Below are 23,839 nucleotides of genomic sequence, written 5' to 3' on the forward strand. Positions count from 1 at the left end.
GAAGGGCCGCTTGGTGCCCGAAAACGCCTGTGCGGCGATGCCGAGGCACCGCCGCACAGATGTCACGCGCCCCTGGAAATGGCCCCCGCCGACAGGAGCCGGCGGGCTACCAGAGCTCGGTGAAGTTCACCGCGATGTTCTCGTTCGACTGGTCGACGGCCGTGAACGCGGAGCCGTTCACCTGGGCCGTGTTGTTCTGGTTCGAGGCGCCGGAGCCCACTGCCTGCTGCTGGCTGGTGGACGAGTTGCCGTGGTTGTTGCCGCCGACACCACTGCCGCTCACGGTCGCCACACCCGCGTTCGATCCGTCGTCCGCGAAGGACCCGTTGTCGGCCATCGCCACCCCCGAGAAGAGGGCTGCCGCGAGGGGCAGGGCGGCGATGGCGGCGAGGGCGCGGGCGGTACGGATGTGTGCCATGTCAATTCCTCCAAGTACCGGTAACTGCTGGTTGATCCAAGGCAGTTGGCCGACCGCCTCGGTCGTTGCTCACGACGTCGCGAGATCAGAATTGCCCACCGAATCCCCATCGAACCGGGCCGGAAGGTGGTATTCCCCCGCAAGCGTGAGGACATGTCGATAAACCTGCTTCGCTCCCTTAAAGGCCCAGCTCAGCCGGGATTGCGTCCCACCGGCACAGGACAGGGCAGCCGCCGCAGGGGCTGAAGCGTTTCGGCGCATTTTTGGTAAATACGCTCCACTCGGGCGAGTCCCCCTTCCTTTACTCGAACGTTCGTACGAACATGGAGGCATGGCCACCACCGACCGGCATGCAGTGCCCCTTGCGACCCTGGCCCTCGCCCACGCCCTCTCCGCCGCCGAGCGCGGACTGGCCGTGATCCCGCTCTCCCGCACGAAGCTCCCCGCCCTGCGCTCCCCGCACCGCGACGAACCCGACCCGGCCCCGTGCCACGGCGAGTGCGGCCGCCCCGGCCACGGCGTGTACGACGCCACGACCGACCCGGGCCGCATCCGTGACCTCTTCGCGGCGGCTCCCCGCGCCACCGGCTACGGCATCGCGTGCGGGCTGCCCCCGCACCACCTCATCGGCGTCGACCTCGACACCAAGTCCGGTACGGACTCCTCGGCCGCACTGCGCGAACTGGCGCTGCGCCACCTCTTCACGATCCCGGACACCGTCGTCGTGGCCACGCCCAGCGGCGGCCGTCATGTGTGGCTCTCCGGACCGCCGGACGTCGTGGTCCCCAACTCTGCGGGACGCCTCGCGCCGGGCATCGACATCCGTGGCGCGGGCGGCTATCTCGTGGGCCCCGGCTCCCGCACGGCCCAGGGCGTCTACAGCGCAGTCCCAGGAACCGCCCACCTGCCCGTCGCGCCCTGCCCGCCCGCGCTCCTTCGGCTGCTCACACCCCCGCCACGCGTGCACCACCCGTCGTCGGCACATGCGGGCCAACACGGCCACGGCCTGATCCAGTTCGTGCTCGCGGCACATGAGGGCCAGCGCAACACCCGCCTGTTCTGGGCCGCCTGTCGCGCCTACGAGAGCGACCTCGGCGACAGCCTCACGGACGCCCTCGTGGAGGCCGCGACCCGCACGGGCCTGACGGAACGCGAGGCCCGCTCCACGATCGCCTCGGCGGCCCGGATGACCCAGCGCAACGGCACGGAGGCGTAGACCGCCACGTCCTCCGGTCGAACCAGCCTCCCCAGGACACGCGTAAGGGGCGCCCGCCATAGCGAACGCCCCTTACAAACACCTACCTGCAAGCGGTGGGTGTGGGATTTGAACCCACGGTGACTCGCGCCACGACGGTTTTCAAGACCGTTCCCTTAGGCCGCTCGGGCAACCCACCCACGCCCCGCCGGTAACCGGCGGAGCGAGGACCAGGGTAGCGGGTTCGGCCGGGAGTTCGGTCAGCTGTCGCCCTTGCGCTCACCGAGGACCACGTCGACCGTGTGCTCCGCGCTGCCGCGCTTGTACGTGATCTTGACCGTGTCGCCCGGCTTGTGCGTCCAGATCTGGCCGATCAGGGTCGGACCGCTGTCGATCACTGTGTCGTCGAGCTTGGTGATGACATCGCCGGGCTTCAGGCCAGCCTTGTCCGCCGGGCCGTTCGCCGTGACCGCGGACGAGCCGCCCGCGCCCTGCTCGGTGATCTTCGCACCGTCACCCTGCTCGTCCAGCGCGACCGAGGCACCGATCACCGGATAGACCGGCTGGCCCGTCTTGATGAGCTGCTTGGCGACGTTCCGCGCCTGGTTGATCGGGATGGCGAAGCCGAGGCCGACCGAGCCCGACTGGCCGGAGCCTCCGATGCCGCCGCTGCTCCCCGGCTGGATCGCCGAGTTGATGCCGATGACCGCGCCCCGCGCGTCGAGCAGCGGACCGCCCGAGTTGCCCGGGTTGATCGAGGCATCGGTCTGCAGCGCGTTCATGTACGACGCCTTGCTGCTGCCCGAGCTGTCACTGGACGCCACCGGCCGGTCCTTCGCCGACACGATGCCCGTGGTCACCGTGTTCGACAGGCCGAAGGGCGCACCGATCGCGATGGTCGAGTCACCGACGGCGACCTTGTCCGAGTTGGCGAGCACCAGCGGCTTCAGGTTCGACGGGGCGTTCTTCAGCTTGATGACCGCGACGTCGTAGCCCTGGGCGCGGCCGATCACCTCGGCGTCGTACTTCTTGCCGTTCGAGAACGTGGCCGAAAGCTTTCCTCCGTCGGCGGCGGAGGCCACCACGTGGTTGTTGGTGAGTATGTGGCCCTGCTTGTCATAGACAAAGCCGCTGCCGGTGCCGCCCTCGCCGTCGCTGCCCTCGGCCTCGATGGTGACAGTGCTCGGCAGCGCGTTCGCCGCAAGGCCGGCGACCGAGGCCGGGTCACGCTTGAAGGCCGCCGGGTTGTCCGAGGCGGAGACCGTCGTCGAACCCGCGCCACCGTCGTCGTTGCGCGCGGCCGCCCAGTAGCCGATGCCACCGCCGACACCGCCCGCGATCAGGGCTGCCGCGACCACCGCGGCCAGCAGACCGCCACGCCGGCGGCCCGGCGTGGGCCCCGGAGCCTGGTAGGAAGCGCCCCAGGGGTGACCTCCGCCGCCGCCGTCCGCGTACGACGGAACGGCAGGCGGCGGAGGCGGCCAGCCACCCGTGGCCGCGTTCGCGGCCACGTGCTGCCCACCAGGTGTCGGCGCAGCCCCCGAGGCCGCGCCGACACCCTCGTGCGCCCCAGACGCCGCGCCCTCGACCGGCGGGATCACCGCAGTCGGCGCGTCGGCAGGCTCCGGAGGTGGTGCGGATCCGGCGGGTGCGGGAGTAGCGGGAGATTCCACCGGCACGGGAGGTGCGGACGGGGCAGGGGGTACCGAAGTGCCCTCGTTCTCGGTGCTCACAGCTCTTCTCCTCGATCCACGGCTGTACCAGCTGATTCCATCGGCATTGCTGTTTGTATGCGGTCAGCTTTTCCCACGGGACGTCAGGGCACCATAAGGCGTTCCTGTGTGTCCGGTGCCATCCTTTACGCCGGGCGAAACGGACGCATCCGCTGGGCGGCCCTACGCCCCGCGATGGCACCATGACGCGGTGACCCTCGCACGACAGCAGCAGATCCAGGTCGTCGCCCACCGCGGAGCCTCCGACGAGGCTCCCGAGCACACGCTGGCCGCGTACAGAAGGGCCATCGAGGACGGTGCCGACGCCCTCGAATGCGATGTACGGCTCACTGCGGACGGCCATCTCGTCTGCGTGCACGACCGCCGCGTCAACCGTACGTCGAATGGACGCGGTGCGGTATCGGCCCTGGAACTGGCGGATCTCGCCGCCCTCGACTTCGGCTCCTGGAAGAACAGCGAGGCCGGCCGCACCAGCACGGAGGGCCCCGACTGGGAAGACACCTCCGTCCTGACCCTGGAGCGGCTGCTCGAACTGGTCGCCGACGCAGGCCGCCGAGTGGAGCTCGCCATCGAGACCAAACACCCCACCCGCTGGGCCGGCCAGGTCGAGGAACGCCTGCTGATGCTCCTCAAGCGGTTCGGCCTGGACGCCCCCACCGGAGCGCCGGACGGGCCGCCCCCAGTGCGCGTCATGAGCTTCTCGGCGCGCTCCCTGCACCGCGTCCAGGCCGCGTCCCCCCACCTGCCGACGGTCTACCTGATGCAGTTCGTCTCGCCCCGCCACCGCGACGGCCGTCTCCCCAAGGGGGTGTCGATCGCGGGCCCGGGCATCCGGATCGTGCGCAGCAACCCCGGGTACGTGGAGAAGCTCAAGCGGGCGGGCCACCAGGTGCACGTGTGGACGGTCAACGAGCCGGAGGATGTCGACCTGTGTGTCGGCCTCGGCGTCGACGCGATCATCACCAACCGCCCCCGCGCGGTTCTGCGCCAGCTCGGGAGGGGCTAAATCCGGCCAACTCCCTCACAGGGTGTGCTCCGGCGCGTTCGCTCCGTATTCGATCGTTACGAGTGCGTCACTGCGCGTGGATTGGCCGGTTTCCGGTCCAGTCCATTGGGGCATTCACACCGTGGCGTGGGGCAAAGGAGGTCTCGGGGGTGGCGTTGGTGGTGGCACAGGAGGTGCCCACGTCGTCGAGCATGGCCGTACCCCATGGCCCTGCGGGCGTGGGCGAAGCAAGACACCGGATGCGTGATCAGCTGCGCGTCGGCGGGGTCTCGGAAGCGGTCATCGACGATGCCGTACTGATCCTGTCCGAACTGCTGAGCAACGCCTGCCGGCACGGCAGGCCGCTGGGCGACGACATGGCCGGGGACGGCGACGTCCGGGCCGCTTGGAGGGTCGACACGCGGGGCTGTCTCACCGTCGAGGTGACGGACGGTGGTGGTCCGACCCGCCCGGTTCCGGCCACGCCCTCGGTCACCGCGCACGGCGGCCGCGGGCTCAACATCATCTCGGCGCTCGCCGACGACTGGGGCGTACGTGACGACGCCCCCGGGGAAGTCACCGTCTGGGTGGTCGTGCACAAGGACGTGCGCTCCGAAGGCGGAGCACAGGGGCAGGGCGCCTTCGCTACGCGCGTGGCGAGCCGCGCGCCCGCGAGCATGTCCGACCTCGATTTCGCGGACGCCTTCGACGACTTGGGCTGAATCCCGCTCCGGCCCGACGCCCCGGCCTGATCCCCGCCCCCGGCCGTACGAGGGGCTAGGCTCGCGCCCGTACGTACGAGAGCCGTAACCGGGAGACACCCAAGATGGCCAAGAAGCGCCCCCAGACCAAGGGCAAGTCGCACGTCAGCAGCGGGGAGATCCCGGTCGTCGGCGCCCGTGAGCCCTGCCCCTGCGGGAGTGGCCGCCGCTACAAGGCCTGCCACGGCCGCGCCGCCGCGCACGCGGTGACCGAGCTGGTGCAGCGCCCGTTCGAAGGTCTCGCGGGAGAGGGTGACTGGATCGCGCTGCGCGAGCTGGTGCCCGCCGCGACGGTGCCGCTCACCCTCAAGGAGAGCCTGCCGGACGGCGTTCCCTCCGTGACGCTCGCGACGGTGCTTCCGATGGCGTGGCCCGCGCTGCGCCGCGAGGACGGCTCGGTCCTGATCGGCCTGCAGAACGACACCTCGTCCGGCGACCTGAGCCGCGACCTCGCCGACACCCTTCAGCGCGCGCTCACCGCCGAGCCCGGTACGCCGGTGCAGGCGCGGCGCGCACCCGCCGACGGCCCGCGTCTGCAGGATCTGCTCGACCCCGAGGCCGCCTTCGAGCCGGTCGTGCACACGGGATTCGAGTTCTGGGTGCCCGACTCGGAGAACGCGAGCCCGGAGGTCTCCGCCTCCCTGGAGCGGGCCAACGCGGCCGCCATCCCGACGGTGAAGCTGTCCGGTGTCGAAGGCGCCTACTGGTGCGAGACGCCCGACAAGAACCACCTGCGCTGGGTCATGCCGCACCCCGAGGAGCAGCTGCTCGACGCGCTCGCCCGGCTGCACGCGGCCGGCACGTCCTCGCTCGGCGAGGGCACGCGCCTGGTCGGCTCGTTCCGGGCGCACGGCCTGACCGTTCCGGTCTGGGACCTGCCCACCGGGGTGAGCGCCGAGGATGTCGAGAAGCCGGCCGCCGAGTTCGCCGAGCGGCTCGCCGCGGCCCTCGCCTCCGAGGCGCCGCTGACCGTCGAAGAGCGCCGGGCACGCGGCGGCCTCACCAATCGACAGGTGACGCTCAGCTGACCGACCGGTCAGCCACAGGAAGCCCTCAGAACGGGTGACTCCGGTCACAACTCCCCGTAGCGGCAGGTAAATCCGCATACGAATAGCCGAGATCGAATTTGCTAACGGCCGATCTCTTGTTACCGTTCGAGTAGCCCGGTTGCTGGTGCATCCCCCGTCGCCAGCAACCGGGTCCTTGTTTTTCCGGGACTTCCCCGTGGGCCTGCGCCCGGGAAATCGTCCCGCTCGCTCAGCGTCCGGCTGGCGTCGTCGCGTTGCTTCCCGACCTGAGCAGCAGCGGCCCCGCGTCCCCGGCTCCCGCGAACTCCGCCACCGCTGAGTAAGCGCTCGCCTCACCCGAAGTGCGCTCCCGAGGCGTGTCACACGTGCCCGGTTCGTCCTGGGTACCCACCGCGCAGTGCATCTGTACGGTGCGGCCCTCCGGAGCCATCAGCGTCAGGACGGAACTCAGCGGCCCCCCTGTCGCGTTCCTGTAGTAGGTCCTCGCCCACGTGTCCCGACCCTGGGTCAGTACGCAGGTCTGCGCCTCGATGCCGTCGGGAGAGGCGAGTTCAGGTCCGCACCGTGCCGTCGTGGCGATACCGAGACCGGCGAGCAGGGAAGTACCCGGCGGCCGCCCGTGGGACTTGCGCGCTTTGCCCGCCGCATCCGTCGCCGCGGTGTCCGCCGTGTCGCTCTCGCTCGCGCCCGGTTTGTCGTCGACCTTGTCGGCGCTGTCAGCGTTGCCCGTGGGCAGTTCGCCGGAGTTGGGGCTGTCCTCCGCGGCCGTGTCGCCGACGGGGCCCGCGGACGCGCCCGCCAGCGGGAGGAGAACGGTCAGGACCACGACCGCGAGAAGACCGAGCAGACGAAGGTGGGAATGGGGTCTCCCCTGCTCGATGCCGGTCGAGAGCTTGGGGAAGGGGGAGGGCATGCGCCGAAGATATCGGCGCCGCCCCTTCACACCCTCGCCGCGCGCCCAATTCCCCTACAACTCGGGCGCGCTCACACCCGTACGAGTGAGGGCATCCACCACCGCGTCCACCACGGCCTCCACATCGGGCACCCAGGGCGCCGCGGAGCCGGGCAGCGGTGCGCGCTCCCAGCGGACCTGGCCGAGGCCGGTGTCGGACGGAGGCAGTGCCAGATAGCCGCCCTCGCCGTGAAAGCGCAGGGACCCCGGCACCCAGTCCTGTGCGTAGAGCAGCTCGCCCAGCTGCTCCATGGAGTAGGGCGCCACAAGGATGAAGAGACGGTCCCTGGTGGCGACGACCGGGCCGAGCCTGATGTCCGTACGGTCGAGCGCCTTGAGGGCGCGGGCTCCGGCGACCGAGGGGAGGCTCACCGCGCAGGGTGCGCGGCCGCCACTCGCGCCCGCACCGGCCCCCGTGGCCAGCACGATCGGCGCCGTCGGACGGTTGGTCCACCACCAGCGGATCATGCGCTCGTCCGTGGTCGCGGCGAGCAGCCCGGGGTCGAAGGGGTGCGCGCCGGGCACCGTGCACTGCGGGTCGGGGCAGGCGCAGCTGACGCCGTCACGGCGCCCCGCCCCCACGAGCCCCACGCCCGGGAGCACGGGCCACTGCCATGCGGTCGCGAAGGTCAGGGCCGCGCTGAACTGATCAGACTTCCCGTTGTTTCGCCTGGACAGGAGCCTGCGTCGCCTTCCGAGGATCTCGCGCATGAGCGCTCGTTCCTTTCCGTAGACCGAAGAGAACGCTGTGGGCCACATCACACTGCGTGTCGAGCACTTCACTGAGCGTACATACTGGGAGCGCCGCACCCCAGCCTTGAGCAGGGGGAACCCCTATAGTCCGAGCGCCGGCCGCGTACTTGAAAAGCCTGGCGTGGGGTGGCGGCGCCTGGCGTTTGCCGTCGCGCGTGTTACTCGCCGTCTCCCCCACGGGAGGATGGGGCACGGTCGTCGGTGGTTAGGACGCCCGGGTCCGTCGCCAGGTTCCGGGTCGATCCCAACTGCCCCTGGCCTTCTCCGAGTACGTACCCATCACGACCGCTGTGACGCTCTGTCGAACAATGCCAGTCGACCTCAATACGCCCTTACCCGAGGCACTTTTCAGCCAAGTTCGATCAGAGATCACTAATGCCGCACGGGCCTCCTGGACACCAGGAATCCCAGCAGGACAATGCTGGACATCCCCTCATCGGTGCGTGTAGATGTGGAGACACTGCTGGCGGCGCAGAATCACATGGGGGTTTGCGATGCTATTGAGCAATACGCACCGGCCGGAAAGCCGGACGCCATGACAGCCCCGCACCTTCCGAAAGTGGCTGGAATCGATTCAACGGTTCCCCCACCGGCACACACTGTCGCGCCCGCGTCACCCGCGCCCGCGCACCCTTCCTCGGCTGGAGCGCCCGGAGCCCCCGGCGCCCCCGGAGCGCTGATCCAGGACCGGCTCGCCGGCTGGGTCTCCGACCTCACCACGCTGCACGAACTCACCGAGCGCCTGGCCAGGACGGCCGTCATGGACGACGCCCTGCACGAGGTGCTCCGCGCCGGTGCCGCCCTCGTCGGCGCGCGCCGCGGACTCGTCGTCCTGGAACCGGCCGACGGCCTGGGCCCCGACACCACCGTCGGACTCGGCCTCGCCCGCGCCGACCTCGGCCACATCGAGACGGTGCCGCGCGGCGCGACCTCGTACGGGAGGATCCTCGACCGCGCGGACGCGACCGGCGAGCCCGAGGTGCACGCGGATCTGCTGTCCGAGGACGGGCTCGACCCGCGCCACCGCGAGGTCGCCGCCCGGCTCGGCTACGCGGCGAGCTTCGCGGTGCCCCTCGCGACCGAGGCGGCGGGCCGGCTCGGCGCCGTGGTGTGGCTCTACGACGAGCCAGCCGAGCCCGTCGAACGCCAGCGCCATCTGGTCGGTCTGTACACGCGCTACGCCACCGAACACCTGGCGCGCCTGCTCGAACTGGAGCGGGCGCGCACCAAGTCCCGCACCATCGCGGAGGAGTTGCTGCCGCCGCGGCTCCCGCGGGTCGCGGGCGTCCAGCTCGCCGCACGGCGCCGCACGGGACCGCGCGGCGGCGGCGACTGGTACGACGCGCTGCCGCTGCCCGAGGGCGCGCTCGGCCTGGCCGTCGGCTCCGTCACCGGCTCCGGGGCCAGCGCCGTCGCCGCGATGGGCCGGCTCAGGGCCAGCCTGCGGGCGTACGCGGTGATGGAGGGCGAGGACCCCGTCGCCGTCCTGTCCGATCTGGAGCTGCTGCTCCGGCTGACCGAGCCCGCGCGCAGCGCCACCGCCCTCTTCGCGTACTGCGAGCCCGCCCTGCGCAAGATCGTCCTGGCCGGGGCCGGGCACAGCCCGCCGCTGGTCATCGGCGAGAGACGCACCGAGTACGTGGAGACGTCGCTGTCCGCGCCGCTCGGGATGCTGGCCTGCTGGGAGGCGCCGAGCGTCGAGTTCAGCCCGGAGCCCGGCGAGACCGTGCTGCTGTACACGGACGGACTGCTGCACCGCACCGGTGACCCGATGGACCGCGCCTTCGCCCGTCTGCACGCGGCGGCGGCCGGCGTCCCGCGCACGATCCGCGACGACCCCGGCGCGATCGCCGACCACGTCCTGCACACCGTCCTGCCGGACGGACTCGACGCTGCCGACAGCGACGAGGACGTCGTGCTGCTCGCCGCGCGCTTCGAGTGATCCGGTGACCGGGGCGGTACAGCCCGTAGCCCTTGATGTAACAGGTCTTCCGGCCCTGGGCCCCCTTCCGTACGACCGTACGATGGAGGGGGTCCATCGTTGTACCCAGGCCTCACCCAGGCCGATCCCAGGGCCGTATCTAGGAGGAAGACGTGTCGGAGGAGCTCACCCCGGAGAACCCGGAGATCGCTCAGACCGAGAGCGACGAGCCGATCAAGCAGCGCAAGAACGGCCTGTACCCGGGCGTGTCCGATGAGCTCGCCGAGAGCATGAAGTCCGGCTGGGCCGATACGGAGCTGCACGGCCTCGAGCCGATCGCGCAGGCGTCCGAGACGGCCGCCCGCCGCGCTGCCCTCTCCGCGCGCTTCCCCGGTGAGCGCATCGTCGTCCCCGCGGGCAACCTCAAGACCCGTTCGAACGACACCGAGTACGCCTTCCGCGCCTCCGTCGAGTACGCGTACCTGACCGGCAACCAGACGGAGGACGGCGTCCTCGTCCTTGAGCCGACGGTCTCCGGGCACGACGCGACGATCTACCTGCTGCCGCGCTCCGACCGCGAGAACGGCGAGTTCTGGCTCGACGGCCAGGGCGAGCTGTGGGTCGGCCGCCGCCACTCCCTCGCCGAGGCCGAGCAGGTCTACGGCATCCCCGCCTCCGACGTGCGCGACCTCGCCGGCCACCTGGCCGAGGCGAGCGGCCCGGTCCGCGTGGTGCGCGGACACGACGCCGGCATCGAGGCCGCCCTGACCGACAAGGTCACCCGCGAGCACGACGACGAACTGCGCGTCTTCCTCTCCGAGGCCCGCCTGGTGAAGGACGCGTTCGAGATCGGCGAGCTGCAGAAGGCCGTCGACTCCACCGTCCGCGGCTTCGAGGACGTCGTGAAGATCCTCGACAAGGCCGAGGCCACCAGCGAGCGCTACATCGAGGGCACGTTCTTCCTGCGCGCACGCGTCGAGGGCAACGACATCGGCTACGGCTCGATCTGCGCCTCCGGCCCGCACGCCTGCACCCTCCACTGGGTCCGCAACGACGGCCCGGTCCGCTCCGGCGACCTGCTCCTCCTCGACGCGGGCGTCGAGACGCACAGCCTCTACACCGCCGACGTGACGCGCACGCTGCCGGTCAACGGCCGCTACACCGAGCTCCAGAAGAAGATCTACGACGCCGTCTACGAGGCGCAGGAGGCCGGTATCGCGGCCGTCAAGCCCGGTGCCAAGTACCGCGACTTCCACGACGCCGCGCAGCGTGTGCTCGCCGAGAAGCTCGTCGAGTGGGGCCTCGTCCAGGGTCCGGTCGAGCGCGTCCTCGAGCTCGGCCTCCAGCGCCGCTGGACGCTGCACGGCACCGGCCACATGCTCGGCCTCGACGTCCACGACTGCGCCGTCGCGCGCACCGAGACGTACGTGGACGGCACGCTGGAGCCCGGCATGTGCCTGACCGTCGAGCCCGGTCTGTACTTCCAGGCCGACGACCTGACCGTGCCGCAGGAGTACCGCGGCATCGGCGTCCGGATCGAGGACGACATCCTCGTGACCGAGGACGGCAACCGGAACCTCTCCGCCGGCCTGCCGCGCCGCTCGGACGAGGTCGAGGCGTGGATGGCTCAGCTCAAGGGCTGAACCACGCGCGCGTAGAGACGCGTTTGCGAAGTGGCCGGGCACGGCGTGACGGTGCCCGGCCGCTGTCGTGCCCGGAGGGGACCAGGGTGTCGTGTCCGCACGGGGCAGCCCGTTCCGTCCGCACGGGGCAGCCCGTCGTGTCCGGACGGGTCAGGCTTTCGTGTCCGGACGGGTCAGGCTTTCGTGTCCGGAGGGGTCAGGCCGAGACCAGGGGCGCGTCCTCGCGCCACTTGAGCACCTTGTCGAAGCTGACCACCGCCCCGCCCCTGCCCGGTCTGTTGACGAAGTGGACGTGGTCCGCGAGCTCCTGGATGAGACAGAGTCCGCGGCCGTGCTCGGCGTAGTCGGGTGCGGGCTTGAGCAGCGTCGTGCCGCGGCCCCGCAGGGCCGGGAAGCCGGGACCGGAGTCGGCGACCTCGATGCGACAGGTCTCGCCCTCCAGGTAGGCCGTGACCCGGTACGCGCCCGCCGGATCGTCGGGGTCCGGATCGCCGCCGTGCTCGACGGCGTTGGCACAGGCCTCGGTGAGGGCGACGGACAGGTCGTACGAGATGTCGCGGTCCACGCCCGCGGTCTCCATGGTGTCGATCAGCAGGCGCCGGGCGAGCGGAACGCTCGCGGCCTCGCGGCGCAAGTGCAGAGACCACCAGATGCTCATGCTCCAGCCTCCAGGCCGCGGCTCGACATACCGATACGTATTGCCGCAACGGCCCCCGTGCAATCGCGTGTTTCGCGTGATATCGCCCATACGGCGGACGCGCGGACCGGTGGCGGCGGTGTACGGAGCCGGCTTCAGCGGTGTACAGAGTCGGCTTCAAGGGGGCGGGGCGGCAGATTCCGGACCTTGTGGACCTGCCGTATGAGGCGGGTAAGCCCAGTGCGATGATGAGCCCGCCATGTCTGCCCCCCACCAGCGCGAGGCGCGCACCGGAACGGATGTCCGGCTGCTGAGGGCCGCGGTGTTCACCGCGGTCTGCGTCGCGTTGTCCGCGGCCGGACATGTGCTCGCCTCGTGCGCCACCGTCCCGCTGTGGACGTTGGGCGTCGGGTTCCTCGCGGTGTTCGCCGTGGCGGCGCCGCTCGCCGGGCGCGAGCGCTCGCTGCCGGGCATCGCCGCCGCTCTCGCGGTCGGCCAGACCGGTCTGCACACCCTCTTCGGAGTGGGCCAGCAGGGCACCGTGCCGATGGCGCAGACCGCACAGGAGCCCTCGGTCGTGGAACGCGCGGCCCGGCTCATGTGCGGCTCCGGCATGGCGGCGATCAGCCCCGCGCAGGCGCAGAAGATCCTGTCGGACGCCGGCCTCGAACCCGGTTCCGGAACGGGCATGCACCACCACACCGCCACCGAAGCGGTCACCTCCATGCCGCTGCTGCCGTCCCTGCCGATGCTGCTCGGGCACCTGCTCGCCGCAGTCGTCGCGGGCTGGCTGCTGCGCCATGGAGACCTCGCGCTCGGCCGGCTCGTCCGCCTCTCGGCGAACTCGGCGCATGGAGTCGCCCAGGGGGCGCTCGTCCGTTCCCTGCGCGCCGCTCTCGCTCTCGTACGCGCCCTCAGGGCCGGTCTGCCCGGGGCTGCGGAACCGGCGCCCCATGTGGTGCCCACCGAGCTCCTCGCGCCACTGCCCCTGCGCACGACGGCACTTCAGCACTCGGTGATCAGGCGCGGCCCGCCCGCGGGTGACGCGTTCCGTCTCGCTGCCTGACACGACACACGTACTCCACGCGGGGCCCCGCACGGGTTCCCGCACAGCGCGGAGGAGTGTCGTGCGGCACGCGCGCGTGCCCCGTTCCCGGTGCGCGCACTCACCCGTTCACCTGATCCCGCTGAACCCGAGTGGAGTGGTTTTTGCCATGAAGAGGATTTCCCGCGTCGCCGCAGTCGGTGCCACCGCCGCGTCCGCCGTCCTGGTGCTCTCCGTCCCCGCCTTCGCACACGTGAGCGTGCAGCCTGAGGGCGTCGCCGCCAAGGGCGGATACGCCGTCGTGAACTTCAAGGTGCCGAATGAGCGCGACGACGCCGCGACCACCAAGGTCGAGGTCAACTTCCCGACCGACCACCCGCTGGCCTCGGTCATGCCCGAGCCCATCCCCGGCTGGACCGCCAAGGTCACCAAGTCCAAGCTCGACAAGCCGCTGGAGATGCACGGCGAGAAGATCGACCAGGCCGTCTCCCAGGTCACCTGGACCGCCGACGGCTCGGGCAAGGACAAGGGCATCCAGCCCGGCTTCTTCCAGAAGTTCCCGCTCTCCATCGGGCAGCTGCCCGAGGACACGGACGAGCTCGTCTTCAAGGCGATCCAGACCTACGACAACAAGGAAGTCGTGCGCTGGATCGAGCCGCAGGCCAAGGGCCAGGAGGAACCGGAGAACCCGGCGCCCACCCTGGAGCTCTCGGCCGCGACCGAGGACCACCACGGCGGCGCCGCGGCCGACGACACCGCCACGTCGGATGACGACAAGGCGGCCACGGCCTCCTCGTCGGACAGCTCCTCCGACGGCTCCTCCGACAGCGACACCACCGCACGCGCCCTCGGCATCGCCGGCATCGTCGTCGGCGCCGCCGGCGTGGCCTTCGGGGTGCTCGCGGGACGCCGTCGTACCAACAGCTGAACCAGCCGCGGGTGTGCACCGGGGCCGGCGCAGACGTCGGCCCCCGTGGCACCGGCCGACCCCGGTGCACACCGGCCCGCCTCACATCTGGGACATTTTTCTATGCGCTCTCCCCGTAAGACCCCGCACGCAGGTCCTCGCCGGGCCCTCCGTAAGAAGACGCTGCTCGCCGCCGGGCTCATCGCTGCGGCCTCGCTCACCCTCTCCGCCTGCGGCAGTGGCGACGACAGCAACAAGCCCGTGGCCGAGGTCTCCGCCGAGACCGGCTCGAACAAGGCCGCGACCGTTCTCGACTCGCCCTTCAAGAAGCCGGACCTCGTCCTCACGGACACCCACGGCAAGAAGTTCGACCTGCGCGAGCAGACCAAGGGCAAGCCCACGCTGATCTACTTCGGCTACACCCACTGCCCCGACGTCTGCCCCCTGACGATGAGCAACATCGCCGTCGCCAAGAAGGCACTGCCGAAGGCCGAACAGGACAAGCTCCAGGTCGTCTTCGTCACCACCGACCCTGACCGCGACACCGCGCCCGTCCTCGGCAAGTGGCTCAAGGCGCAGGACCCCGACTTCATCGGCCTGACCGGCGACTTCGCCACCATCCAGGGCAGCGCCCGCACCCTCGGCATCTCCATCGAGCCGACGGAGAAGGACAAGAACGGCAAGCTCGTCTCGATGCACGGCACCCAGGTCATCGCCTTCTCGCCGAAGACCGACGCCGGGTACGTCCTGTACGGCGAGGACGCCACCGTCGACGACTACACCAAGGACCTCCCCAAGATCATCAAGGGGGAGCGGCCGTGAGGCGTACACCGCTAGCCCTCGGCGCCACGGCGCTGGCGGCCGGACTCGCCCTCACGGCCTGCGGCTCCGGCGACTCGTCGGCCTCGGCGTCCTCCGGCAAGCCCGCGGTAAAGGTCGGCGGGGCGTTCATGCCGGCGCCCGCGGGCGCCGGCATGGCGGCCGGCTTCTTCATCGTGCGCAACAGCGGCGGCGCCGACACGCTCACCTCGGTGACCAGCTCCATCGCCCAGCAGGTCACCCTCCACTCCACGAAGGGCGGGGTGATGAAGGAGCAGAAGTCCTTCCCGGTCCCGGCCGACGGCGAGCTCGACTTCGAACGCGGTGGCAACCACCTCATGTTCGAAAACCTCAAGCAGACGCCGAAGGAGGGCGACAAGGTGTCCGTGGAGCTGCACTTCGCCAAGTCCGGCACCGTCACGGTGACCTTCCCGGTGAAGGCCGCCACCTACAACCCGACGGCCAAGTCGGCGCACTCGTCGATGTCGTCGGCGTCGATGGCATCACACAAGTCGAACCCGTCGCACACCTCGCACCCGTCGCACACGTCGCACTGAGGGGCTGACCGTTCGTGAAGACCATCGCTCCCCGCTTCCGGCATCTGTTGCTGCTGCTTCTCGCCGTCACCGGCGCCCTCCTCGCCGGCGCCGCGCCCGTCTCCGCGCACGCCGCGCTGACCGGGAGCGACCCGAAGCAGGGCGCGGTGGTCGAGCAGGCCCCCACCCGGGTGTCCCTGACCTTCTCGGAGGAGGTCGCCATGTCCCCCGGCTCCGTACGGGTCCTCGATCCGGCCGGGAAGCGCGTCGACACCGGCAAGACGACGGACCTCGGCGGCACGACCTACGGGGTCCCCCTCCACGCCGGGCTGCCCGACGGCACGTTCACCGTCGCCTACCAAGTCGTCTCGGCCGACAGCCACCCCGTCTCCGGGGCGTTCACCTTCTCGGTCGGCGCCCCCTCCAAGACCACCGCGGCACTGCCCGACCAGACCGCGGGCGGCGGCGTCGTCGGCGGGCTCTACGGCGTCGCGCGGTACCTCTCCTACGGGGGGTTCATCCTCACTGTCGGCGGCGCGGCCTTCGTCCTCGCCTGCTGGCCGCGCGGAGCGGGCGCACGCCCCGTGCAGCGGGTCGTGGTGGGCGGCTGGATCACCCTCACCGGCGCGACCCTGGCCATGCTCCTGATGCGCGGCTCCTACACAGGGTCCGGCGCGGTCGGTGACATCTTCGACCTGACCCTCCTCGGGCAGGTCCTGCAGACCAAGTCGGGCGCGGCACTGGTGTCACGGCTCCTGCTGCTGGCCGCCGCCGCCCTCTTCATCGCCGTGCTCTTCGGCGCGTACGAGAAGCGGACCGACCCCAAGGAGAAGAAGGACCTCACCTTCGGGCTCGCGATCGGCGGCGCGGTCGTCGCCGCCGGTCTCGCCGCCACCTGGGCGATGGCCGAGCACGCCTCCACCGGCATCCAGGCCGGACTCGCCATGCCCGTCGACGTCCTGCACCTGCTCGCGGTGGCGGCCTGGCTCGGCGGGCTCGCCACCCTGCTCGTCGCCCTGTACCGGGCGCCGTCGATCGAGACCACCGCTGTCCGGCGGTTCTCACGGCTGGCGTTCTGCGCGGTCTCCACGCTGGCCGCGACCGGGCTCTACCAGTCGTGGCGCCAGGTCGGCTCCTGGTCGGCGCTCACCGGCACGCGTTACGGGCAACTGCTGCTGCTCAAGATCGGGCTCGTCGCCGTCCTGGTCGGCGTCGCCTGGATCTCGCGTAAGTGGACGGGGCGCCTGTCGGAGGTCCTCACCCCGGAGGCCGCCGCAACCACTGTGATCGAGGAGCGCACGCAGTCGGAGGAGGCGGTGACGGTACCTACTGGCGGCGCTTCGAAGCGGTCGTCGTCCGGGGAAGGGGGTAGTGGCGAAGCGGGTTCTGGTGGCGATACGGGTTCCGGTGGCGATACGGGCTCCGGTGCTGGTTGCGATACGGGTTCCGGCTCCGATGTCGACGACAAGCGGTCCGCCCAGCTCGCCCGCCAGCGCGCAGCGCTCGCGACCGCTCGCGAGAAGCGGATACGCGACGCCGACCCGGGCCGCTCCGGACTGCGCCGCTCCGTACTCACCGAGGCCGGTGTCGCCGTCGTCCTGCTCGTCGTCACCACCGTGCTCACCTCCACCGAGCCGGGCCGCACCGAGGAGGAGGCCAAGGCCGTCACCGCGGCTGCCTCCCAGCGGTCGGGGCCGCTCTCCCTGAAGCTGCCGTTCGACACGGGCGGCCAGGACGGCAAGGGCACGCTTGTCCTGGACATGGATCCCGGGCGCACCGGCAGCAACAACATGCACGTCTATGTGGAGCGCCCCAACGGCAAGCCGTTCGACGTCCCCGAGGTGAAGGTCTCCTTCACCTTCGCCGCGAAGAAGCTCGGCCCCCTGCCGGTCGTTCCCGACCACATCGCCACCGGACACTGGAGCGCGAGCGGCGTACAGATCCCCGTGGCGGGCGACTGGAAGCTCGCGATCACCGTGCGCACATCCGACATCGACCAAGTGACCGTCAACAAGAACGCGAAGATCGGCTGACACCCACCATGGCTGACTCCGAGAACCGGACCGACTCCGGCATCTCCCGACGGCGGCTGCTCGGCACCGCGGGCGCGACGGGCCTCGCGCTGGGCTCCGTGGGCGGCGCCGCGGGGTACGCGACCGCGTCGTCGAACTCCCCCGACGCCGCCGCGTCGCTGACCTCCCTCGGCGCGGACCGCGTGATGTTTCACGGGAAACATCAGCCCGGCATCACGACCCCCACGCAGTCCCGCGGGCACCTGATCGCCTTCGATCTCGCGCCGGGCGCCGGACGCAAGGAAGCGGCTGCCCTGATGCGGCGCTGGTCGACCACCGCCCAGCGGCTGATGGCCGGGGAAGCCCTCGACGACTCCGACACCGACGTTGCCGGCGACGCCGGTCCTTCATCGCTGACGCTCACCTTCGGCTTCGGCCACAGCTTCTTCTCCCGTACGGGGCTGGAGAAGCAGCGCCCGGCGGCCCTCGACCCGCTGCCCGACTTCTTCTCCGACCACCTCGACAAGGCCCGGAGCAACGGCGACCTGTGGGTGCAGATCGGCGCGAACGACGCGCTGGTCGCTTTCCACGCCCTGCGCGCGGTCCAGCGGGACGCGGGGGAAGCGGCCAGGGTGCGCTGGCAGATGAACGGCTTCAACCGCTCGCCCGGCGCCACCTCCCACCCCATGACCGCCCGCAATCTCATGGGCCAGATCGACGGAACCAACAACCCGAAGCCGGCCGACGCCGACTTCGACAAGCGGATCTTCGTGCCCGCGTCAGGCGACCCCGCCTGGATGGCCGACGGCTCGTACGCCGTCGTACGGCGCATCCGCATGCTCCTCGACGACTGGGAGAAGCTGTCGGGAAAGGCGCAGGAGGACGTCATCGGGCGCAAGAAGTCCGACGGCGCGCCCCTGACCGGCGGCACGGAGACCACGAAGCCGGACCTGGAGAAGACCGGCGCCGACGGCAAGCTCGTCATACCCATCAACGCCCATGCGCGCATCACCCGGCCCGACCAGAACGGCGGCGCCGCCATGGTCCGCCGCCCGTTCTCGTACCACGACGGCATCGGCCACGACGGGGTGCCGGACGCCGGGCTGCTCTTCATCTGCTGGCAGGCGGACCCCCTGCGCGGCTTCGTGCCGGTGCAGCGCAAGCTCGACCGGGGAGACGCCCTGTCGGACTTCATCCGTCACGAGTCGAGCGGGCTGTTCGCGGTGCCCGGCGGGGCAGCAAAGGGCGAGTACGTGGGGCAGGCGTTGCTGGAGGCCTATTAGGGTGACCAATATGTCAGCCAGCTACGCGTATCTCGGCCCTCAGGGCACCTTCACCGAGGTTGCTCTGCGCACGCTCCCGGAGACCGCCACCCGGGAACTCGTTCCGATGGTGTCCGTGCCCGCCGCACTCGACGCCGTACGCAACGGCGAGGCCGAGGCCGCGTTCGTGCCGATCGAGAACTCCGTCGAGGGCGGCATCACGACCACGCTCGACGAGCTGGTGGCCGGCGAGCCGCTGATGATCTACCGCGAGGTGCTGCTCTCCATCACCTTCGCGCTGCTGGTCAGGCCCGGTACGCAGGTGTCGGACATCAAGACGGTGACGGCCCACCCCGCGGCTCAGCCGCAGGTCCGCAACTGGATGAAGGCGAATCTCGCCGATGACGTGACGTGGGAGTCCGCGGCGTCGAACGCGGACGGTGCGCGCCTGGTCCAGGAGGGCCGCTACGACGCGGCGTTCGCGGGCGAGTTCGCCGCGGAGCGCTACGGCCTGGTGCCACTGGTCACCGAGATCCATGACGCGGAGAACGCGCAGACGCGCTTCGTCCTCGTCGGCAAGCCGGCCCGCCCGGCCGCGCCCACCGGCGCGGACAAGACCTCCGTGGTCATCTGGCAGCGCGACGACCACCCGGGCGCGCTGCTCGAACTGCTCCAGGAGTTCGCGGTGCGCGGGGTCAACCTGATGCTGCTGCAGTCCCGGCCGACCGGTGAGGGCATCGGGAACTACTGCTTCGCCATCGACGCGGAGGGCCATATCTCGGACCGCCGCGTGGGCGAGGCGCTGATGGGGCTCAAGCGGGTCTGCCCGCAGGTGCGCTTCCTGGGCTCGTATCCGAGGGCCGGGGTCACCGTGGCGGACGTCCGGACTCCGCGGACGGGAACGTCCGACAGCGACTTCATGGCGGCCTCCGACTGGCTCGCGCGCTGCCAGGACGGCCGTTTCTGACGCCTTTGCGTTCCAGCTGGCGGCGCCTTCGGGCATGCGAGTTCCGGCGCCTTCGGGGGTTCTGACGGGTTTCCGGGGTCTTCGGGGGTTCTGGCGGGTTTCCGGCGTCTTCGGGCGCCGGATTTCGCCGTCCTCGGAACCAGTCCTACCTGCAGATTTTCGCCATCCACAGAAGTTATCCACAGGTGCGCTTCTCGACCTGGGGACAAGTCGACACCATCTCACTGCATGGTCGACAAATCGCCCTACAGCCCACAACTCCGTCCACAGATGCGCACGTCACCCCTCGTCCACTCTTTTCCTTTGATCAACTCTATAGAGCGAACCATTTCCACTCGAAAGTGCGTGTGAGATGGGTTTGGATCGGGAATCCTTCGCCGCCCATGCGGCTTTCGGAACGATCTCTTCCGGCATCCACAGATCTTTCGCACAGCCTGTGGATAACTTTTCGGGGAGTCGCATTCCTGTGGACAACCCCGCCGCAAATCTCGCCCCGCGCAAGGGGATTTGGTCAAGCGGCCGCGCCGCGTCTGCCCCGTTTCGGGGAATGGGATCCTTTTCATTGACCGGCGCCCACAGCGCCCGACCGGCCCCGAGAAGATCCATTTCGGCCACGAGCTTCGCCGCACGTCGACCGCCCATTGCCGAATTCATATCCGGCAAATCGGGCATAAGGTAACGCACGGGATATCGGTTCGTGCGGTGGAACCGCGCACCGGTAGCCTTGAGGGGTGATTGACCTTCGCCTGCTTCGTGAGGACCCCGACCGTGTTCGCGCCTCCCAGCGCGCCCGTGGAGAGGACGTCGCACTCGTCGACGCCCTGCTCTCCGCCGACGAGCGGCGCAGGTCGTCCGGGCTCCGCTTCGACGAGCTCCGTTCCGAGCAGAAGTCGCTCGGCAAGCTGATCCCCAAAGCCTCCGCCGACGAGAAGCAGGAGCTCCTGAAGAAGGCCGGCGAGCTCTCCGCCGCCGTCAAGAGCGCCGAGGCCGAGCAGCGCGAGGCCGACGAGGAGACCCAGCGCCTCGCCCTCCTGCTGGGCAACATCGTGCACACGGACGTCCCGGTCGGCGGCGAGGAGGACTTCGTCGTCCTCGAGACGCACGGCACGATCCGTGACTTCGGCGCCGAGGGCTTCGAGCCCAAGGATCACCTGGAGCTCGGCGAGGCGCTCGGCGCCATCGACGTCGAGCGCGGCGCCAAGGTGTCGGGCTCGCGCTTCTACTACCTGACAGGTGTCGGCGCGCTCCTCGAACTCGCGCTGGTGAACGCGGCGATCGCGCAGGCCACCGAGGCCGGCTTCATCCCGATGCTGACGCCGGCACTGGTGCGCCCGCGCGCCATGGAGGGCACGGGCTTCCTCGGCCAGGCCGCGGAGAACGTGTACCACCTGGAGAAGGACGACTACTACCTGGTCGGCACCTCCGAGGTCGCGCTCGCCGGGTACCACATGGACGAGATCCTCGACGCGGACAAGCTGCCGCTGCGCTACGCCGGCTTCTCGCCCTGCTTCCGCCGCGAGGCCGGTACGTACGGCAAGGACACCCGGGGCATCTTCCGCGTGCACCAGTTCGACAAGGTCGAGATGTTCTCGTACGTCGCTCCCGAGGACGCCGAGGCCGAGCACAAGCGGCTTCTGGAGTGGGAGAAGCAGTGGCTGACCGGCCTCGAACTGCCCTTCCAGGTCATCGACGTGGCGACGGGCGACCTCGGGTCCTCGGCCTCGCGCAAGTTCGACTGCGAGGCGTGGATCCCGACGCAGGGCAAGTACCGCGAGCTGACCTCGGCGTCGAACTGTGACGGCTTCCAGGCCCGCCGCCTGTCCATCCGGATGCGCGACGGCAAGAAGGTCCAGCCGCTGGCGACGCTGAACGGCACGCTGTGCGCGGTACCGCGCACCATCGTGGCCATCCTGGAGAATCACCAGCAGGCCGACGGCTCCGTGAGGGTGCCCGAGGTGCTGCGTCCGTACTTGGGGGGCCGAAAGATCCTGGAGCCGATCAACAAGTGAGCCACCCTGCTCCGCTGGATCACCCGTTCCCGTACAAACTCGTCGCGACCGATCTCGACGGGACGCTTCTGCGGCCCGACGACACGGTCTCCGAGCGGACGCGTGAGGCGCTCACCGCGGTCACCGCGGCGGGCGCCGCCCACATCATCGTGACCGGGCGGGCCGTGCCCTGGACCCGGCACATCCTCGACGACCTCGGCTACGAGGGCCTCGCGGTGTGCGGGCAGGGCGCGCAGGTCTATCACGCCGGCGAGCACCGGCTGCTGACATCGGTGACCCTCGACCGGCAGCTGGCCGGTCTCGCGCTCTCCAAGATCGAGGCGGAGGCCGGGCCGCTGGCTCTGGCCGCGAGCCGTGACGGCCTCGAGGGCGCGGTCGTCGTGGGGCCCGGCTATCAGGTGCAGGAGGGTCCCCTGCCGGTCATCCCGTTCACGGATGTCACCGAGCTGTGGGCGGCGCCGCTGAACAAGGTGTACGTGCAGCACCCGGGCATGACCGACGACGAGCTGGCCGCCGTGGCGCTGGCCGTGGCCGGTGATCTGGTGGGGGTCACGATGGCGGGCGAGGGCATCGTCGAGCTGCTGCCGCTCGGTCTCTCGAAGGCGACCGGTCTCTCGCTGGCCGCGCGCCGGCTGGGCGCGAAGGCGGCCGACACGATCGCTTTCGGCGACATGCCCAACGACATCCCGATGTTCGGCTGGGCGGCGCACGGCGTGGCGATGGCCAATGCCCACGCGGAGCTCAAGGCCGTCGCGGACGAGGTCACGACGTCGAACGCGGACGACGGCATCGCGGTGGTCCTGGAACGCCTGCTGGGCTGACGGTCTGCCGTCGCCGCGGCCGTCCGCGGGTGCCGTTCCCTCGGGGCGCGGCACTGAGAAGTATGGGTGGGCGGCCCGCGCACCCGGAAGGTGCGCGCTCGAAGCGGCCGCCCCGGGCAGCCTCCCCGTGAGCCGGCTCATACGGAGTGAGTAACTACTCCGGAGCCTGCCGTGGGCTGCCCTGCTGGGAGCTCGACGGAATCTTGACCGACATCGTCTCGCTCCTCTCCCAGCAGGCGGGCGCCGTGCGCGGCGCGCTTACAGAACTACTGTGCCCCTACTGAGAGTTGGGTGCCACCGAATAAAACGTGGCCAGGCGCGTGACTGGGCCTGTCCGGCCCAAACGAGAGGCCCCTAGCGCTTGCGCCACTTGCGGCGGCGGGCGCGGCTGAAGAACCAGCCCGCGGGCGGCTCGTCGGAGCGCCACGGCTGGGGCTCCGGGGAGTCGTTCCGCCACCGTGCGGCGAGCATGCGGGCCCGCGCGGACGGCTCCGTGGTCTCGGCGGACCGTATGAAGTCCTCGTCGAGGGCCACGCCCTCCCATGTCTCGTCCCGCTCACGCTCCGGCTCCGCCGTCATCTCCACTCCTCCTGGAACAGGTCACCTTTCTGGGACAGATCAGCTTCCTGGAAAACGGGGCGCTCTCCCGGAAAGCAGATCACCCTCCCGACCAGTGTCCTGATGGGAGGGTGAAGCCGCTGTCAAGAGCTGTCACTCCTCGCCGGCGAGCTTAAGCGTGCGCAGCTTCTGGCCCGCGTACCAGGTGGCGAGCACGGTGACCCCGGCGAGCAGGACGGTGGCGAGAGGGAGGCCGACGTCCGAGGTGATGAGGTCTCCGCCCGCCACCTTGTGGGCCACGGCGAGGGACCACTGCTGCACGCTGAGGGTGCGCGCACCGGCCACGAGGGACCCGAAGAGCGCTTCCCAGACCAGGGCGTAGACGAGGCCGAAGACCACCGCGTGGCGCGTGATCGTGCCGAGGAGCAGGAAGAGCGCGGCGTACGCGATGGAGGCGACGAGGGCCGCGATCGTGTAGGCGACGGCGATCTGCTGCCCGTTCCCGTTCAGGATCAGGCCCGCGATGAGGGTGGGGACCGCGGAGAACACCATGGTCACGGCGATGGCGACGATCAGCTTGGTGAAGATAATCGTCGGGCGCTTGATCGGTTTCGCCAGGAGGTAGACGACGGAGCCGTCGTCGATCTCGGGGCCGATCGCGCCCGTGCCCGCGATGACGCCGATGATCGGCACCATCGTGGCGAGCGCGAACCCGCCGAGCACGTCGGCGGCGATCTGGTCGTCCGCCCCGGTGAGGCCGCGCACGAGCGCGGAGATGGCGATGAGCAGGACGGGCAGGGCACACAGGATGAGGGCCCGGCGGCGGCCGAGCAGGGCTCGGTAGGTGAGCCGGGCGACAGTGGGGTCGTACATCAGG

22 protein-coding genes and 1 tRNA gene are annotated in these 23,839 nt (G+C 70.4%); 15 read left to right on the forward strand and 8 right to left on the reverse strand.

Translation table 11 applies throughout. The features are described from left to right. Positions 1–106 precede the first annotated feature (106 nt). Entirely contained in the window at positions 107–418 is a 312-nt protein-coding gene (locus ACY0PA_RS21500) for a hypothetical protein (protein WP_473086123.1), read from the reverse strand. Positions 419–749: 331 nt separating this feature from the next. Here ACY0PA_RS21500 and ACY0PA_RS21505 point away from each other — a divergent pair, with 331 nt between their 5' ends. Next, the gene (locus ACY0PA_RS21505) at positions 750–1,634 is read left to right on the forward strand and encodes a bifunctional DNA primase/polymerase (protein WP_473086124.1); all 885 of its coding nucleotides are present in this window, start codon (positions 750–752) and stop codon (positions 1,632–1,634) included. A gap of 93 nt (positions 1,635–1,727) precedes the next feature. Here ACY0PA_RS21505 and ACY0PA_RS21510 read toward each other — a convergent pair. Together ACY0PA_RS21510 and ACY0PA_RS21515 are read right to left on the reverse strand one after the other, a co-directional pair. Continuing rightward, positions 1,728–1,812, reverse strand: a tRNA-Ser gene (locus tag ACY0PA_RS21510). A 61-nt stretch (positions 1,813–1,873) separates the two neighbouring features. Next, positions 1,874–3,346: a S1C family serine protease gene (locus ACY0PA_RS21515; protein ID WP_473086125.1), complete on the reverse strand. Its 1,473-nt coding sequence runs from the start codon at positions 3,344–3,346 to the stop codon at positions 1,874–1,876. Between the two features lie 190 nt (positions 3,347–3,536). On the opposite strand from ACY0PA_RS21515, the gene ACY0PA_RS21520 reads away from it, so the two are divergent. The 3 genes from ACY0PA_RS21520 to ACY0PA_RS21530 all read left to right on the forward strand — a co-directional run bounded on the left by ACY0PA_RS21520 (position 3,537) and on the right by ACY0PA_RS21530 (position 6,120). Beyond that, complete coding sequence (locus ACY0PA_RS21520) at positions 3,537–4,352, forward strand: glycerophosphodiester phosphodiesterase (RefSeq protein WP_473086126.1); 816 nt, start codon at positions 3,537–3,539, stop codon at positions 4,350–4,352. Positions 4,353–4,414: 62 nt separating this feature from the next. After that, positions 4,415–5,053: an ATP-binding protein gene (locus tag ACY0PA_RS21525; RefSeq protein ID WP_473086127.1), complete on the forward strand. Its 639-nt coding sequence runs from the start codon at positions 4,415–4,417 to the stop codon at positions 5,051–5,053. Between the two features lie 104 nt (positions 5,054–5,157). Next, complete coding sequence (locus ACY0PA_RS21530; protein WP_473086128.1) at positions 5,158–6,120, forward strand: DUF5926 family protein; 963 nt, start codon at positions 5,158–5,160, stop codon at positions 6,118–6,120. A 229-nt stretch (positions 6,121–6,349) separates the two neighbouring features. Here the strand turns inward: ACY0PA_RS21530 and ACY0PA_RS21535 are convergent, their stop codons facing one another. Further along, positions 6,350–7,033, reverse strand: a complete 684-nt coding sequence (locus ACY0PA_RS21535) for a hypothetical protein (protein WP_473086129.1) — start codon at positions 7,031–7,033, stop codon at positions 6,350–6,352. A 54-nt stretch (positions 7,034–7,087) separates the two neighbouring features. Beyond that, the gene (locus tag ACY0PA_RS21540) at positions 7,088–7,783 is read right to left on the reverse strand and encodes a bifunctional DNA primase/polymerase (protein ID WP_473086130.1); all 696 of its coding nucleotides are present in this window, start codon (positions 7,781–7,783) and stop codon (positions 7,088–7,090) included. 460 nt (positions 7,784–8,243) lie between these two features. Between ACY0PA_RS21540 and ACY0PA_RS21545 the strand changes: the two genes are divergently transcribed. Continuing rightward, positions 8,244–9,767 (forward strand): PP2C family protein-serine/threonine phosphatase, encoded by a 1,524-nt coding sequence (locus tag ACY0PA_RS21545; protein WP_473086131.1) that lies wholly within the window; start codon positions 8,244–8,246, stop codon positions 9,765–9,767. Positions 9,768–9,919: 152 nt separating this feature from the next. Next, positions 9,920–11,389, forward strand: a complete 1,470-nt coding sequence (locus tag ACY0PA_RS21550; RefSeq protein WP_473086132.1) for an aminopeptidase P family protein — start codon at positions 9,920–9,922, stop codon at positions 11,387–11,389. Between the two features lie 196 nt (positions 11,390–11,585). On the opposite strand, the gene ACY0PA_RS21555 is transcribed toward ACY0PA_RS21550, so the two are convergent. Beyond that, the gene (locus ACY0PA_RS21555) at positions 11,586–12,047 is read right to left on the reverse strand and encodes an ATP-binding protein (protein ID WP_473086133.1); all 462 of its coding nucleotides are present in this window, start codon (positions 12,045–12,047) and stop codon (positions 11,586–11,588) included. 238 nt (positions 12,048–12,285) lie between these two features. On the opposite strand from ACY0PA_RS21555, the gene ACY0PA_RS21560 reads away from it, so the two are divergent. From ACY0PA_RS21560 to ACY0PA_RS21600, 9 genes are all read left to right on the forward strand, one after another. Beyond that, positions 12,286–13,092 carry a hypothetical protein gene (locus tag ACY0PA_RS21560; protein ID WP_473086134.1) on the forward strand — a complete coding sequence of 269 codons (807 nt, stop codon included), beginning with the start codon at positions 12,286–12,288 and terminating at the stop codon, positions 13,090–13,092. Positions 13,093–13,240: 148 nt separating this feature from the next. Further along, positions 13,241–13,999, forward strand: coding sequence for a YcnI family copper-binding membrane protein (locus ACY0PA_RS21565; RefSeq protein WP_473086135.1), 759 nt, complete (start codon positions 13,241–13,243; stop codon positions 13,997–13,999). Between the two features lie 102 nt (positions 14,000–14,101). After that, positions 14,102–14,800 carry an SCO family protein gene (locus ACY0PA_RS21570; RefSeq protein ID WP_473086136.1) on the forward strand — a complete coding sequence of 233 codons (699 nt, stop codon included), beginning with the start codon at positions 14,102–14,104 and terminating at the stop codon, positions 14,798–14,800. Next, positions 14,797–15,354 (forward strand): copper chaperone PCu(A)C, encoded by a 558-nt coding sequence (locus ACY0PA_RS21575; RefSeq protein ID WP_473086137.1) that lies wholly within the window; start codon positions 14,797–14,799, stop codon positions 15,352–15,354. The genes ACY0PA_RS21570 and ACY0PA_RS21575 overlap by 4 nt, the downstream gene beginning before the upstream one ends. Positions 15,355–15,368: 14 nt before the next feature. Beyond that, positions 15,369–17,366: a copper resistance CopC/CopD family protein gene (locus tag ACY0PA_RS21580; RefSeq protein WP_473086138.1), complete on the forward strand. Its 1,998-nt coding sequence runs from the start codon at positions 15,369–15,371 to the stop codon at positions 17,364–17,366. A gap of 8 nt (positions 17,367–17,374) precedes the next feature. Continuing rightward, positions 17,375–18,628, forward strand: coding sequence for an iron uptake transporter deferrochelatase/peroxidase subunit (gene efeB / locus ACY0PA_RS21585; protein ID WP_473086139.1), 1,254 nt, complete (start codon positions 17,375–17,377; stop codon positions 18,626–18,628). Between the two features lie 10 nt (positions 18,629–18,638). Further along, complete coding sequence (gene pheA, locus ACY0PA_RS21590; RefSeq protein ID WP_473086140.1) at positions 18,639–19,574, forward strand: prephenate dehydratase; 936 nt, start codon at positions 18,639–18,641, stop codon at positions 19,572–19,574. Between the two features lie 731 nt (positions 19,575–20,305). Continuing rightward, a complete protein-coding gene (serS, locus tag ACY0PA_RS21595; protein WP_383088939.1) occupies positions 20,306–21,583 on the forward strand; it encodes a serine--tRNA ligase in 1,278 nt (425 codons plus the stop codon). After that, on the forward strand, positions 21,580–22,404 hold the full coding sequence (locus ACY0PA_RS21600) for an HAD family hydrolase (RefSeq protein WP_473086141.1): 825 nt from the start codon (positions 21,580–21,582) through the stop codon (positions 22,402–22,404). The genes serS and ACY0PA_RS21600 overlap by 4 nt, the downstream gene beginning before the upstream one ends. Before the next feature lie 354 nt (positions 22,405–22,758). On the opposite strand, the gene ACY0PA_RS21605 is transcribed toward ACY0PA_RS21600, so the two are convergent. Then, a complete protein-coding gene (locus tag ACY0PA_RS21605) occupies positions 22,759–22,983 on the reverse strand; it encodes an SGM_3592 family protein (protein ID WP_473086142.1) in 225 nt (74 codons plus the stop codon). A gap of 132 nt (positions 22,984–23,115) precedes the next feature. Further along, complete coding sequence (locus ACY0PA_RS21610) at positions 23,116–23,835, reverse strand: ABC transporter permease (RefSeq protein WP_100597167.1); 720 nt, start codon at positions 23,833–23,835, stop codon at positions 23,116–23,118. Positions 23,836–23,839 lie beyond the last annotated feature (4 nt).

It is taken from the genome of Streptomyces sp. DS1-CR2, from assembly GCF_055760475.1.